Below are 14,358 nucleotides of genomic sequence, written 5' to 3' on the forward strand. Positions count from 1 at the left end.
GCCATGGCCTGATCGATCTGCGCTTTGCTCATTTCGATAAGCGTGGCCTGATCGACCCCGCTTTGCGCGGCAAGGGATTCCAGAACCTTCGGGGGCATATAGTCAAAGACCGCGCCCATGTCGCCGCTGGCAAAGATCTCATTGAAGGAGGCCACCCGTTCGGTCATGGCGGCGCGACCTTCTTCGCTCAGCTCCTGCGCGTGAAGGGCGGAAGTCGAAAGGGCAAGGCAAAGTGCTGCAGTTTTCCAGAAAGTCATGCATCATCTCCTGATATTAGGCTGAGTATGGACTTGGGCCGTGACTGACCCGCAGGCAACGAGCACCGGGTTACAGGCCAGACGGTGCCATCTCAAGTAAGGAAAAACGTCGGGCGGCAACCTGCCGATCCTCTCGGCAGTTGTGATCCCCGCGCCGTCACGGAAGGGCTAGTCCAGGACCGGTTCTATGGTCTCGCCCTTGAAGGTGACGCCCGCGAAGGCCGGGTAGGCATCCTGCAGGAGGGCGGTGTGGCTAGGGTCGGTGACGCGAGCGAGATACCACTGGCCGTCATCCTGGAAAGCAAGCATATCACTGGTGGCCTTCATCTTGCCGGCACCTTCGATAGTCATCACTATCTCGGTTGGGATCAGGAGATAGCCCAAGCTGCCATCCGGGGTCATCTGATAGGTGGCTGCGTCGACATTCATCGAGACGCTGTCAAACTTCATCTTAGGCGCCAACTCCGCCATGTTCGCTTTGGTCATCTCGATCAGAGTCGCTTCGTCCACGCCTTGCAGACTGGCAAGACGGGAAAGCAACTTCGGCGGCATGTAGTCGAGGGGCGCGCCCATGTCGCCCGCAGCGAAGCTTGTTTTGAAGCCTTCGACCCGTTCGGTCGCGGCAGCGCGGGCCTCTGCACTTAGCTCCTGCGCGTGAAGAGCAGAGGTCGAAAGAACAAGACAAAGTGCTGCAGTTTTCCAGAAAGTCATGCATCATCTCCTGATAAGAGGCTGAGTATGGACCTTTGGCCAAGACTGACCCGCAGGCAACGAGCACCGGGTTACAGGCCGGGCGGTGCCATCTCAAGTAAGGAAAAACGTCGGGCGGCGACCTGCCGGTCCTCTCGGCAGTTGTGGTCCCCGCGCCGTCACGGAAGGGCTACTCCACCACGGGTTCGGTTATCTCGCTTTTGAAGGTGACGCCCTCAAAGGCCGGATAGACGGTCTGCAGCAACGTGACCAGGCTCGGATTGTCAGTGCGCGCAAGATACCATTCGCCTTCATCTTCGAAAGCCAGCGTTTCGGCGGTGGACTTCATCTTGCCTGCGCCTTCGATCGTCATCACGGTCTCGGTCGGGATCAGGACATAGCCAAGGCTGCCGTCCGGCGTCATCTGATAGGTCGCGGCATCGGCATCCATCGAGAAGCTGTTGATCGTGGCGCTGGCCATCACCGTTTCCATTTGCGCCTTGCCCATCTCGACGAAAGTCGGGACATCAACGCTGCTCAGATCGGCAAATGCGGTTAGCAGTCTTGGCGGCATAAAGTCGAAGGCCGCGCCCATGTCGCCTTCGGCCACGCTTGCGCTGAAAGCTTCGACCCGCTCGGTCAAAGCGGTGCGGGCGTTCGCGCTTAACTCCTGTGCCTCAGCCGCGGGGGCCATAAGTGCAAGGCAAAGCGCTGCGGTTTTCCAGAAATTCATGCATCATCTCCTGATATGAGGCTGAGTATGGACTTTGGCCAAGACTGACCCGCAGGCAACGAGCACCGGGTTACAGGCCAGGCGGTGCCATCTCAAGTAAGGAAAAACGTCGGGCGGCAACCTTCTGGTAAGCACCGGGGCATAGTCGCTGCGCCTCCGTTGAAGGACTACTCTGCTACCGGTTCGATGATCTCGCCCTCAAAGGAAACACCTTCAAAGGCGGGATAAGCGGCCTTAAGGATATCGTCTTCACCCGAAAGCTCGATCCGGTAGAGATACCATTCGCCTGCGTCTTCGAAAGCCAAAGTGTCGCCGGTGTTCTTCATCTTGCCCATTCCATCGACCGTCACCACGGCCTCGGTGGGGATCAGGATGTAGGTGATGCTGCCATCCGGTGTCAGGTGAACAGTCGCGGCCTCGAGATCAAACGAAAAGCTCTCGATTGTGACTATTGCCATCGCCTCTTCCATCAGCGACTTGGTAGTCTCCATGATGAGTGCTTCGTCTCCACCGCCCTCTCTGACCAAATCGGCCAGGATCTTGGGTGGCATGTAGTCGAATGTCGCGCCCCAATCGCCTGCGGTCATGCTTTTATGATAGCGATCGACCGTCTCGCTCAGCGCGGCGCGGGCTTCGTCGCTCAACTCCTGCGCTTCAGCGGCCGGAGCCACAAGAGCAAGGAAAAGCGCTGCGGTTTTCCAGAATGTCATAGGGTATCTCCTGACCGGGGAAGGGGCGGCGAAAGACCCTTTCTGGTGTCCGCCGTCAGCCCCGCCTCCTCAAGTCCGGAAATCCGTCTTGACCGCCCGCTGCCTTAGAAGGCCTCGGCCGACAGCGCCATCACCGTGTCCGCGCCGCTTTCGATCCGGGCCAGATGCATCGAGCAGGCCGGAAGCTGGCGGGCCATGTAGAACCGGCCCGTCGCGATCTTCGCCTCGTAGAAGTCGCGGTCGCCCGCGCCTGCATCCAGAGCCACGTAGGCCGCCTTCGCCATCCGCACCCACATCAGGCCCAGGCAGACATGGCCCATCATGTGCATGAAGTCATAAGACCCGGCGAGTGCTGCATTGGGGTTCTTCATGCCGTTCTGCATGAAGAACATCCCCGCCTGCTGCAGCTGCTTCGAGGCAGCCTTCAGCGGCTCTACCAGACCCGCCATCCGTGCGTCGCCGTCGTGCGACTTGCATTCGGCCTTCACCATCTCGAAGAACGCCATCACATGCTTGCCGCCATCGGTCGCGAGCTTCCGGCCCACAAGGTCCAGCGCCTGCACGCCGTTCGCGCCCTCGTAGATCATGGCGATCCGGGCGTCGCGGGCGAACTGGGACATGCCCCATTCCTCGATATAGCCATGCCCGCCATAGACCTGCTGGGCTTGGATGGCCATGTCAAAGCCCTTGTCGGTCATAAAGCCCTTCAGGACCGGGGTCAGCAGGCCGATCAGCCCGTCCGCCGCCATGTCGCCCTGATGCGCCCGGTCGATCAGCGTGGCACCCCAGAAGGTCAGCGCCCGGGCACCTTCGACGAAGCTTTTCTGCTCCATCAGGTTGCGGCGGATGTCGGGATGGACGATCAGCGGGTCCGCCGGGCCGGTGGGGTTCTTGACCCCGGTCACGTCGCGGCCCTGCAGGCGGTCCTTCGCATAGATCAGTGCGTTCTGATAGGCGGCCTCAGCCTGGGCATAGCCCTGCAGTGCCACGCCAAGCCGGGCCTCGTTCATCATCGTGAACATGGCCTTCATGCCCTTGTGAAGGTCGCCCAGCAGCCAGCCCGTCGCCCCGTCATAGTTCATCACGCAGGTCGAGTTGCCGTGGATGCCCATCTTCTCTTCGACCTTGCCGACCGAGACGGCATTGCGGGCGCCAAGCGAGCCGTCCTCGTTCACCATGACCTTCGGCACGATGAAAAGGCTGATCCCCTTGGTGCCTTCTCCGCCGCCGGGAGCCTTCGCCAGCACCAGATGGACGATGTTCGACGCCATATCGTGGTCGCCGGCCGAGATGAAGATCTTCTGCCCGGTGATCTTGTAGCTGCCATCCGCCTGCGGTTCGGCCTTGGTGCGCATCAGCCCGAGGTCGGTGCCGCAATGCGGTTCCGTCAAGTTCATGGTGCCGGTCCATTCGCAGGTGACCATCTTCGGCAGCCACTTCTGCTTCTGGTCCTCGGTCCCATGGACCAGGATCGCCGAATAGGCGCCGTGGGTCAGGCCCTGGTACATGTTGAAGGCCATGTTGGCGGAAACGAAGGCCTCGTTCACCGCCGTATGCATCAGATAGGGCAGACCCTGTCCGCCAAACTCCGGCGCGGCGTCGAGCGCGGTCCAGCCGCCTTCGCGCACCGCATCGAACGCCGCCTTGAAGCCCGTGGGCGTGCGGACCACGCCGTTCTCCAGAACGCAGCCTTCACGGTCGCCCACGGCATTCAGTGGGGCGAGGATATCCGAGGCGACCTTCGCCGCCTCGTCCAGCACCGCCTCGGTGAAGCTTCGGTCCAGATCGGAATAGCCGGGGATATCGGCCTCGCTGATCTTCAGAACGTCGTGCAGCAGGAACTGCATATCCTTCACGGGGGCGGTGTAGCTTGGCATTGTCCTGTCCTCTTCCCTATGTCTGGCCGCCCCCTCTTTCGGGGGGCGGATCGTTCAGGCCGCCCGCCGGGGCGTCAGACCCTTGGCTTCGGCGTCTTTCAGTTCGGCCTTCAGCTCGGTGATGGCCGTATCGAGCTCGGCCCGCTGGGCCTCCATCTCGGCCAGCCGCTTGATCGCAAGCTCGTAGGCCTTCGTCCTTTGGGCGGTGTTGCCACCGTCCCGGTCATAAAGGTCCAGCGTCTGGCGGATATCCTCCAGGCTGAACCCAAAGCGCTTGCCCCGCAGGATAAGCGCCAGCCGCGCCCGATCGCGCCGACCGAAGAGCCGCTTGGTCCCGATACGGATCGGGTTCAGCAGTTCCTTGGCTTCGTAGAACCGCAAGGTGCGCGGGGTCACATCGTAGGCGTCACACATCTCGCGGATGGTCATCACGTCATTTGGAACTTCGGTTTTCATGGTCGACTCGTAAACAGGTTGCATTGACGCGACGTCAGATGCGTACCCTTGCTTCGGTTTACCAGAGCAGTTGACGTTAACGTCAGCGTGACGTCACGTCATGAAAGGGACTGACGTGAAGTCAGGGCAATTCCGTTTTGCCGGAAGGTGGCGGGGGCGCAGTTTTCTGTCGTTTGGATGATTTGCCGGGGCGCAACTGGCGGCAAGAGTGGGGTCGGCACCGTCGTTGATGGGCGGCAGTCTGGGCCGTCACTCGACGGCTTTGCACTCTAGCCCGAACTCAGCATGCATGATCGTGAATACCCCGAGAATCCCGTGATCCAAAGCAGAAGGATCGGGGCTTTTGAACCACTCTTCCAGACTGTCGGGCGTAGTGGCAAGGGAGATGAGCATTGGCGCTGCGGTCACGGGGTGCTCGAAAACCAAGGCTGCCCAGTCCTTCGACGGGTTGACCTCAGGAGGGTAGCTCGTGTCGCAGGCAGGCATGTCCGAAAGAGCGCCCGTTGCTTGAAGCTCCAAAATCGCCTCACGCAACGCTGTGAATTCGGCAAAGTCGTGGATGACGAGTTCGTGGGTTCCCCGCTTCTTCTCGATCGGGGCCTTTTCTGAGAATTGGTCGACAAGGAAAACGGCGACAGTTTCCATCGCAAGGCCTTCAGCGTCGCTTCTTGTGTGCACAAATCCGATCTGGGCTTCCGCGTCGAAGCAGCTGCTGCGGACAACTCCCGTTTCGTAGGTCTCGGCGACGACGCAATCAAAACCGCCAAGGTCGAACTTCCCGTCCTGCCCAATCGAGGTCACGATATTCTCGGCAAAAGCCGTCAACGACGAAGTACTGGGTTCCTGGGCCAGAGCGGCGGATGCAAGAAGGGCTGTCGAGCAGGACATCAACCGGACGGCGGCCTTGGAAAACCGGGCGGGTCTTGTTGCCATGGGCCTGCTCCCGATGCTGCTGTTGCGACAAGTTGGTTTGGGGTGGAAGCCCATCATCGCGCTGACAGTGATAGCTCAGAACGCGCTCGCGCGAACGTCACCAAATCCTTACCCAGACCCTAATGATCACATCCAACCCATTGATTTTACGAACCCGGAACGGCTGTTCACTGAGAACACCCTTGCGGAAGCATGTCCTGCCCGCATCGTCTGCGGGCAGGCCCGACGTGCCCTCAGCGCAGCAGCATCCCCTCGGGCCAGGTAAGGGTGTGTTCCAGCGTGATCGTCTCTTTCCCCCCGGCGGCAAGGTCGAACTCCCAGGCGAGGATGCCGCGCTGGCCTTCGACGTCGGCCTCGGTAGGCTCCGGGCTGGCCGAGGTCTCGATCTCAAGATCGTCCTGCTCGCTGTAGGGCACCTGATCCAGAATGCGGACCGGCCAGGCCTCGTCACCGGTGTTCTCGATGGTGATGACCGCGCTTTCGACCCGCTCGTTCGCGCTGCTGAAAACCCCGGTTTCACCTTCCGCCCGCTTCGGCATCTCCCGCTTGACCCGCAGGGTCTCCAGCGCCCCGAAGGCCACGTCGGTCTCGACCCCCGGAGCGATCACGTCGAGATAGGTCGATCCGACAAGCACACCCTCACGGAAGAGCATCGCCTCGCCCGGAAGCAGGGGTTCGCTCGACGCATTCGTAAAGCTCGCCATCACAAAGGCCGTCCGGTCCAGGCGCGGCACGGCGACCGCTTCGACGACGGGGGAGTAGGACAGACTGTCGAGGGAGAGGCGCAGGTCTTCGGCACCGGAGGCGACCGTTACAGCCTCGGGGTAGATGTAGACGACCGTGTCGCCTTCCATCGCGACCCCGGCAGTGGTGATAGCAGGCGCGGCCTCGGTCACGGCTTCCATCGGTGCGGGGGCCATGTCCGCCGCGACCTCGGATTTGCGGAGCCGTTCATCTTCCGAGACCTCTGCCTCGATGTAGCGCAGTTCCGGCCAGAGCTGCGAGGGCGCCGCCTGTTCCGAGGGACGGGAGGAGGAGAGCGTCAGGTCGACACCTGCCCAGTCTTCCCCCGTGTACTGGGTCACCAGAACCGACCGGTTCAGCGTCAGTGCATCGCCGCCCTCGCGGGTCAGGTTCAGGTCATAGACCGGGCGCCAGCTGGCCCCCGCGACATATTGCGTGACGGTCACCGTCTGCTCGCCCGCCACCGCGGCCTTCACGGCGACGGACAAAGCGGTGTACTCCATGTCGACCGAGGGAAGCGCGTCGTAGGCGGCCTGCGCCTTGGCGAGCGCCTCTTGCGCGTCCTCCAGCGCCTTCTGCGTCGGGAACAGCTCGGCCCGGGCGGCGAGGGCGGCCTGGCGGGCGGCCAGCGTCTCGGCGCCGATCATCGTGGCCATCGACTTGATCGTCTCGGGCGTCGCCCCGTCCGGCAGCGCGCCGGTGAAGGATGACAGGAAGCCGACCTGCGCCTCGGCCGCCTCGACCTTTGCGTTGACCGCCTCCAGCGCGAGGGCGGCCTGCAGCTGGGCGGCCTCAAGCCGCTCCACCTCGGCCTTCGCGGCCTCCTGCTCTGGCGTCAGCGGGTCCTCGCGCGGCGGAAGCCGATCGGCACGAAGGTTGAAGGCGCCCAGCTGCAGTCCCTCGCTCGGGGCAAGCCGGATCATGCCGGGCTGGCTTTCGACGGGCAGGTCGGTGACCAGAAGCTCGTGCGCGCCCGCCGACGGGGCGGTGAAGGTGACCTCACGCGTCAGCTTCGCGCCGTCGGGGTAGACAGTGATGGCAGTGATCGTGCTGGTGGCAGAGATCGTATCGGCCAGCGCAGGCATGGCGGTGGTCGCAAGAAGAACTGCAAGGAGGGCGCGCATCGACGGGGCCTTTCTAAGGGTGGGTTCGGGCGGAGCGTAGGCCCGTGGCCAGAGGCCCGGCAAGGGCGGTAAACCCGTCCCAAGGATTTTGCGGTGGCTTGCGTCAACCCATCTCGAAGGTCGCTGGGTCAGGCCCGCAGCGGGCACCTTCGTCCAGCGTCGCCATGGCGGCCATTTCGGCCTCGGTCAAGGCAAAGTCGAAGATATCCAGGTTCTCGGCCAGCCCCGCTTCGCGGGTGGAACGCGGGATCACCGAAGCGCCGATCTGGATGTGCCAGCGCAGGATGACCTGCACCGGCGTCTTGCCGCTGCGTCGGGCGGCGGCCTGGATGGGTGAGGCATCGAAGCTCTGCCCCCGGCCGAGCGGCGTCCAGCTTTGGGTGACGATGCCGTGTTTCGCATGGAACGCGCGCAAGGCCGGTTGCTGGAGACGCGGGTTGAGCTCCACCTGGTTCAGGACGGGGGTGACTCCGGTCTCGCCGATGATCCGTTCCAGATGCGGCTCAAGGAAGTTGGAAACGCCGATGGAGCGGGCCTTGCCGTCGTCGCGCAGCCGGATCAACGCGCGCCAGGTGTCGAGATAGCGGTCCTTTCTGGAACAGGGCCAGTGGATCAGAAGGAGGTCGACGTAAGGAAGACCCAGACGCTTGAGGCTGGCCTCCGCGGCGCGGATCGCGCTGTCGAAACCCTGGTCGCTGTTCCAGACCTTGGTGGTGACGAAGAACTGATCGCGCGGCAGACCACTTTGGCGGACACCTTCGCCCTGACCTGCCTCATTCCCATAGACCGCCGCGCCATCGACGAGACGGTAGCCGAGGCGAAGCGCGGCGGCGGTGGTCGTGGCGGTCGAACCAGCGGGGACCTGCCAGAGGCCGAAGCCAAGCTGGGGGATGCTTCGGTCATCGTTCAGGGCAAGGAGTGGCTGGGTCATGGCGCTGCCTTTACGGGGGGACCAGGGCAGGAAAGCGGGCGTAGCGGGGAAGCGCAAGGGGTCAGGCGCGGGCAAGGGCCTGGGCGGCAAGTCCGGGACGGGGATGGCCGGGGAAACCCGCGCTGAAGCGGCGGACGAGATCGAGATAGGCGGGGCCGACCTGGCTGGACTTGGCGAGGCTTCGGCTGGTTGCGATGTCGGTCAGAGTCAGGCCGCCGCCCGACGGAACAAAGCGCAGACCCCGGTGTCGGAGGGCGGACTGCAGGGAAGACCAGCCGTCAGCCTCGGCCAGGGCCTCAGCGACGAGGAGACGAAGTCGAACGAGGAGCCGCTCGTCGATGACTTCGTCACTCCTCGCTTTGCGGGATTCGTGGCGTTTGACTTCCAGGCGGACAAGGTCGCGCAGGACCGCACCGGGGGTTTCGTCCTGTGCACGGCAAAGTGCAGTGAACCGCATCCAGAGGGCGTCATCGCAATGAAAAAGGGTCTCGGCCATGACCGAGACCCTCTCAGATCAGGATTAAGGAAGGGTTAGCCCTTCTTCAGGACCCTCGAGCCCAGAAGCTCGGCAATCTGCACGGCGTTCAGCGCGGCCCCCTTGCGGAGGTTGTCCGACACGCACCAGAGCGACAGCCCGTTCTCGATGGTCGAGTCCTGGCGGACGCGGCTGACATAGGTCGCATATTCGCCCACGCATTCGATCGGGGTGATGTAGCCACCCGTTTCGCGCTTGTCGATCAGCATGATCCCCGGCGCCTCGCGCAGGATGTCCTGGGCTTCTTCCCAGTCGAGGAAATCCTCGAACTCGATATTGATCGCTTCCGAATGCCCGACGAAGACCGGCACCCGGACACAGGTCGCGGTGACCCTGATCTTCGGGTCGAGGATCTTCTTCGTCTCGGCCACCATCTTCCACTCTTCCTTGGTCTCGCCCGAGTCCAGGAAAACGTCGATCTGCGGGATCACGTTGAAGGCGATCTGCTTCTGGAACTTCTGCGGCGGCACTTCCTTGACCGGGTTGTAGACGGCCTTGGTCTGCTCCCAAAGCTCATCCATCCCTTCCTTGCCCGCGCCACTGACGGACTGGTAAGTCGCCACCACAACGCGCTTGATACGTGCCCTGTCGTGCAAAGGCTTCAGCGCCACCACCATCTGCGCGGTCGAGCAGTTGGGGTTCGCGATGATGTTCTTCTTGGCATAGCCATGGATCGCCTCGGCGTTCACTTCCGGCACGATCAGCGGGATATCGGGGTCGTAGCGGTAGAGCGACGAGTTGTCGATCACCACGCAGCCGACAGCGGCAGCCCTTGGGGCGTAGATCTTGGTCGCATCCGACCCGATGGCGAAAAGTGCGATGTCCCAGCCGGTGAAATCGAAGGTATCCAGGTCCTTGGTCTTCAGGGTCTTGTCGCCAAAGCTGACTTCGGTGCCGAGAGATTTGCGCGACGCCAGCGCGGCGATCTCATCGACCGGGAACTCGCGCTCGGCGAGGATGTTCAGCATTTCGCGGCCCACGTTGCCCGTGGCACCCGCGACGACGACCTTGTAGCCCATCGGGGTTCTCCTCATGTTCGTCCCCCACGTGGGGACGGGCGGCTGTTAGCGCATGGCTTGGGCGGGGGAAAGCGGATTCGACCTTGCGCCCGCAACCGGTGCGGACCTGTGGCGCCGGAAGGGCGGGAACGCCGGACTTGCCGGGCGGCGCGGTCATGAGTCAGATGAGGCGATCGCGATTGCATGGAGCCTCTATGATGCTTGACCGGACCTTCGTCCTTGCCGGAGCTGTCTGCCTTCTCGCCCTGCCAACAGCGGCGAATGACGGGTTCGGCGGGCTTTCGGCGACCGGGCTCACGTTCTCGGAAACCGAAGCGGTGGCAATGGAGGAGGAAAACCTCTTCATCGGCCTTGACCGGATCGCGGTCGATTATGTGTTCCGCAACATCACCGACAAGGATGTGACGGGCGAGGTGATCTTTCCGCTTCCGCCGGTACCCATATGGTCGGACTACGACTGGAACCTGCCCGAGGATCGCAACCGCCCCAACTTTGTGAACTTTACCGCAGTGGTGGATGGCGTCGAAGTGCCGGTCAGCGTCGACCGGATCGCGGTGATCGAGCCCCCATGGGAAGACGGTCGTCCTTTGGCCGAGCAGTACGACACCCCGGGCCGCGACGTCACGGCAGACCTGGAGCGGCTGGGCATTCCGCTGACGCTGGACGGCGATGCGGTGGTCTCGGCCCTGACCGCTCTTGACGAGGCAGGAAGAGCCGAGGTTCAGTCGTTGGAGCTGGCAGATTACGACAGTCTGGCCGCGGGCATCTATCCGAAATGGTCAATCGTTCTCCGCTATCACTGGACGCAGACCTTTCCGGCTGGAAAGACCGTGAAGATCAGCCATGAGTATGAAAACTACCCTTATGGCGGTCTGTTCGGGTGGAGCGATCCGCCGGATGAGTACGAGGCCGATCTGGCGAAACAATATTGTGTTGACCCAGGCACCTCGCGGGCAATGGAAAAGGCGTTGACGTTTACGGGTGATGACGGAGAGGTCCATTCCGCGGGCTACGCCTATTACACCGACTACGTCCTGCGCACCGCGAACAGCTGGGCGGGACCGATTGGCAAGTTCACCCTGACGCTCGACAAGGGCGATCCGAAGAACGTGATCTCGCTCTGCGCCGATGGGGTGAAGAAGACCGGCCCGACGACCTTCGTGGTTGAGAAGACCAACTACACGCCGGACCGCGATCTGGAGATTCTGATCGTGCAGCCCGTCCCGCGCGAATAGCGCTGCAGGTCACGCTGCCTGCACGACCATCGGCCTCTCGCGGATCGGGAGGTGGACAAGCGCCGAGAACGCCCCGACCCCGACCCCGATCCACCAGACGAGCGTGTAATCGCCGTTCAGGTCGTACATCCGCCCGCCCAGCCAGACGCCGAGGAATCCGCCGATCTGGTGGCTTAGGAACACGAAGCCGTAAAGCGTGCCCATGTAGCGGATGCCATAGATATGCGCGACAAGGCCGGAGGTGAGCGGCACGGTGGCAAGCCAGAGCGAGCCCATTACGGCGGAAAAGATCAGCACCGACGTGGGGGTGATGGGCAACAGGATGAAGACCGCCGCCGCGATCGTGCGACCGACATAGATGCCGAACAGGAGGTACTTCTTGGTGTAGCGCTTGCCGAGCCAGCCTGCGTAAAGCGTTCCCGCGATGTTGAAAATCCCGATGACCGCGATGGACACCGCGCCCAGGGCGGAGGTGGTGGTGACGCCGATCCCGGCCAGCATTCCGCCGGGGTCGATGGGGCCGCAAAGCTCGGTGACGAAGGCGGGGAAGTGGGCGGTGATGAAGGCCAGCTGATAGCCGCAGGAAAAGAAGCCGAGGAAGATCAGCGTATAGGTCGGGTCCTTGAAGGCTCGGATCAGGACGGTGCCGAGGCTTTCCTCCAGCTCCACCTTCGAGGCGAGTTTCGGGCTGCGCAGGAACGGCAGCGCGAAGAGCGTCAGAAGGATCACCACCGCGAAGATCACGAAGACGGTCTGCCAGCTGTAGCTCTGCAGAAGCCACTCGGCGGTCGGCGCGCCAAAGACTTGACCGGCGGAACCTGCGGCGGTGGCGATGCCCAGGGACATCGAGCGGTTCTCGGGGCTCGTCGCACGGCCGACGATGGCCAGGATCACCCCAAACCCGGTGCCTGCGATGCCGAAGCCGATCAGGATGTTCAGAAGCTGATGCTCGCCGGGCGTGATGGCATAGGACGAGATCACCAGGCCCGCCGCATAGAGGATCGCCCCCGTGATGATCGCCCGCCGGTCTCCGAAGCGTTCGGCCATGGCCCCGAACAGCGGCTGGCCGATGCCCCAGGCGAGGTTCTGGATCGCGATGGCCAGGGAGAAGTCGGTGCGGAGCCACCCGAACTCGGCTTCGATCGGGATCTGGAACACGCCAAAGCTTGCCCGGACCGCAAACGAGAACATCAGGATCACGCAGCCCGCGATCAGGACGGGGGTGATGAGGGGAGCTTTGGTCATGACGGCCTCCGGTCAGGCCTGGAAGGTGCTGCCAGGCGAAGGCAGGGTCAATCGGGATATTGTGATGGGTACAGGCCGACGTCATCCGAAGCTTTCCAACCGCCACGTCTTGCGTTGCGGATGTGCCTCAAACCGGTTCATTCTAGCGCCTGCAGGTCGAGCAAAACGCTTTGGGCTTTTGCGAAAGCCGAAGGCCGGTTAAGGGCCAGATCAGGCGTTTGAGGAGGCGGATATGACCGAGTGGTGGCGTGGTGCCGTGACCTATCAGGTCTATCCCCGGTCGTTTCAGGATTCGAACGGTGACGGGGTCGGCGATCTGCCCGGCATCACCCGCCGCTTGCCGCATCTGGCCGAATTGGGGGTCGACGCGGTCTGGCTCTCGCCCTTCTTCAAGAGCCCGATGAAGGACATGGGCTATGACGTCAGCGACTATTGCGACGTCGATCCGGTCTTCGGCACGCTGGCCGATTTTGACGCGCTGGTCGCCAAGGCCCATGCGCTGGGCCTGAAGGTAATCATCGACCAGGTCCTGAGCCACAGCTCGGACCAGCACCCGGCCTTTGCGGAAAGCCGGGCGGACCGAATGAACCCGAAGGCGGACTGGTATGTCTGGGCCGATCCCAAACATGACGGGACGCCGCCCTGCAACTGGCAATCGGTGTTCGGGGGCGCTGCCTGGACCTGGGACGCGCGGCGGAAGCAGTACTACCTGCACAACTTCCTCAGCACCCAGCCCGACCTGAACTACCACAATCCGGCCGTACAGGACTGGGCGCTTGGCGTCTTGCGGTTCTGGCTGGAGCGGGGGGTGGACGGCTTCCGCTTCGACACTGTGAACTACTTCTTCCACGACCCCCTCTTCCGCGACAACCCGGCGGACTACCGCGTGAAGACCGAGGCCGAGGGCAGCCCCTACGGCATGCAGTACCACCTCTTCGACAAGAACCGGCCCGAGAACCTGGCCTGGATGGAGCGGATCCGGCGGCTTCTGGACGAATACGGTGCGGCCTCGGTGGGCGAGATGGGCGAGGCGCACCACGCGATCCGGATGATGGGGGAATACACCGCCCCCGGTCGGCTGCACCAGTGCTACAGCTTCGAAATGTTCGGCTACGAGTATACTCCCGAGTTCTTCCGTTCGCGTGTCGAGGGCTTCTTCAAGGGCGCGCCGGATGGCTGGCCGATGTGGGCGTTTTCCAACCATGACGTTCCCCGGCAGGTCAGCCGCTGGGCCAAGCATGGCGTTTCGCCGGAGGCCGTGGCGAAGCAGGCGGCCTCGCTGCTTCTGTCGTTCGAGGGCTCGATTTGCCTTTGGCAGGGGGAGGAGCTGGGCCAGACGGATACCGAGCTGGACTTCGAGGATCTGACCGACCCGCAGGGCATTGCCTTCTGGCCCGAGCCGGTGGGTCGTGACAACACCCGCACGCCGATGGTCTGGGATGGGTCGGCAAATGGCGGCTTCACCACGGGCAAGCCCTGGCTGCCGGTGAAGCCGGAGCAGGCGGCGCGGCATGTGGCGGGGCAGACCGGGGTGGCGGGGTCGGTGCTGGAGCATTACCGCGCGATGATCGCGTTCCGGAAGACCGAGGCAGCGCTACGGGAAGGGCGGACGCGGTTTCTGGACCTTGACGAGCCGGTGCTGGGGTTCGTCCGGGGTGAGGGCGATGGAGCACTCCTGTGCCTTTTCAACCTCTCGCCGATCGCCCGGACCGTAACAGTGGCGGGGGTGGCCGGTCTGCTTGGACCTTCGCTGCACACCGCTCAGGAGGGGGAACGGCTGACGCTGGGGCCGAACGCTGCGGCCATGTTGCGCGTAGCGGGCGCCGTGAGCGTCAAGGACTGAGCGAGGGAGTCCACGATTTTTCGGCG

The 14,358-nt window shown here is 63.1% G+C and carries 14 protein-coding genes; 2 read left to right on the forward strand and 12 right to left on the reverse strand.

The annotated features are described in order from the left end of the window. The 11 genes from ACRCSW_RS11675 to ACRCSW_RS11725 form a co-directional block, all read right to left on the reverse strand. A partial coding sequence (locus ACRCSW_RS11675; RefSeq protein WP_438705252.1) for a hypothetical protein occupies nt 1–257 on the reverse strand: 257 nt, incomplete at its 3' end. 168 nt (nt 258–425) lie between these two features. Next, nucleotides 426–968, reverse strand: a complete 543-nt coding sequence (locus ACRCSW_RS11680; protein WP_438705253.1) for a hypothetical protein — start codon at nt 966–968, stop codon at nt 426–428. A 169-nt stretch (nt 969–1,137) separates the two neighbouring features. Beyond that, nucleotides 1,138–1,680, reverse strand: a complete 543-nt coding sequence (locus ACRCSW_RS11685) for a hypothetical protein (RefSeq protein ID WP_438705254.1) — start codon at nt 1,678–1,680, stop codon at nt 1,138–1,140. Between the two features lie 167 nt (nt 1,681–1,847). Next, nucleotides 1,848–2,390, reverse strand: coding sequence for a hypothetical protein (locus ACRCSW_RS11690; protein WP_438705256.1), 543 nt, complete (start codon nt 2,388–2,390; stop codon nt 1,848–1,850). Nucleotides 2,391–2,494: 104 nt separating this feature from the next. Continuing rightward, nucleotides 2,495–4,267: an acyl-CoA dehydrogenase C-terminal domain-containing protein gene (locus ACRCSW_RS11695; RefSeq protein WP_438705258.1), complete on the reverse strand. Its 1,773-nt coding sequence runs from the start codon at nt 4,265–4,267 to the stop codon at nt 2,495–2,497. 54 nt (nt 4,268–4,321) lie between these two features. Then, nucleotides 4,322–4,723: a MerR family transcriptional regulator gene (locus ACRCSW_RS11700; RefSeq protein WP_438705260.1), complete on the reverse strand. Its 402-nt coding sequence runs from the start codon at nt 4,721–4,723 to the stop codon at nt 4,322–4,324. Nucleotides 4,724–4,972: 249 nt separating this feature from the next. After that, complete coding sequence (locus ACRCSW_RS11705; protein ID WP_438705262.1) at nt 4,973–5,713, reverse strand: hypothetical protein; 741 nt, start codon at nt 5,711–5,713, stop codon at nt 4,973–4,975. A 176-nt stretch (nt 5,714–5,889) separates the two neighbouring features. Beyond that, nucleotides 5,890–7,524 carry a DUF4139 domain-containing protein gene (locus ACRCSW_RS11710; protein ID WP_438705264.1) on the reverse strand — a complete coding sequence of 545 codons (1,635 nt, stop codon included), beginning with the start codon at nt 7,522–7,524 and terminating at the stop codon, nt 5,890–5,892. A gap of 103 nt (nt 7,525–7,627) precedes the next feature. Next, a complete protein-coding gene (locus ACRCSW_RS11715; protein ID WP_438705265.1) occupies nt 7,628–8,455 on the reverse strand; it encodes an aldo/keto reductase in 828 nt (275 codons plus the stop codon). A 61-nt stretch (nt 8,456–8,516) separates the two neighbouring features. Beyond that, the gene (locus ACRCSW_RS11720) at nt 8,517–8,951 is read right to left on the reverse strand and encodes a hypothetical protein (RefSeq protein ID WP_438705267.1); all 435 of its coding nucleotides are present in this window, start codon (nt 8,949–8,951) and stop codon (nt 8,517–8,519) included. 35 nt (nt 8,952–8,986) lie between these two features. Then, nucleotides 8,987–10,009 (reverse strand): aspartate-semialdehyde dehydrogenase, encoded by a 1,023-nt coding sequence (locus ACRCSW_RS11725; protein WP_438705269.1) that lies wholly within the window; start codon nt 10,007–10,009, stop codon nt 8,987–8,989. A 194-nt stretch (nt 10,010–10,203) separates the two neighbouring features. On the opposite strand from ACRCSW_RS11725, the gene ACRCSW_RS11730 reads away from it, so the two are divergent. Next, nucleotides 10,204–11,244, forward strand: coding sequence for a DUF4424 family protein (locus ACRCSW_RS11730; protein WP_438705271.1), 1,041 nt, complete (start codon nt 10,204–10,206; stop codon nt 11,242–11,244). A gap of 9 nt (nt 11,245–11,253) precedes the next feature. Here the strand turns inward: ACRCSW_RS11730 and ACRCSW_RS11735 are convergent, their stop codons facing one another. Then, the gene (locus ACRCSW_RS11735) at nt 11,254–12,489 is read right to left on the reverse strand and encodes an MFS transporter (RefSeq protein WP_438705272.1); all 1,236 of its coding nucleotides are present in this window, start codon (nt 12,487–12,489) and stop codon (nt 11,254–11,256) included. A 232-nt stretch (nt 12,490–12,721) separates the two neighbouring features. Between ACRCSW_RS11735 and ACRCSW_RS11740 the strand changes: the two genes are divergently transcribed. Then, a complete protein-coding gene (locus ACRCSW_RS11740; protein WP_438705274.1) occupies nt 12,722–14,332 on the forward strand; it encodes an alpha-glucosidase in 1,611 nt (536 codons plus the stop codon). The last annotated feature ends 26 nt before the right edge of the window (nt 14,333–14,358 follow it).

Source organism: Tabrizicola sp., from assembly GCF_051645465.1.
GTDB lineage: Bacteria > Pseudomonadota > Alphaproteobacteria > Rhodobacterales > Rhodobacteraceae > Tabrizicola.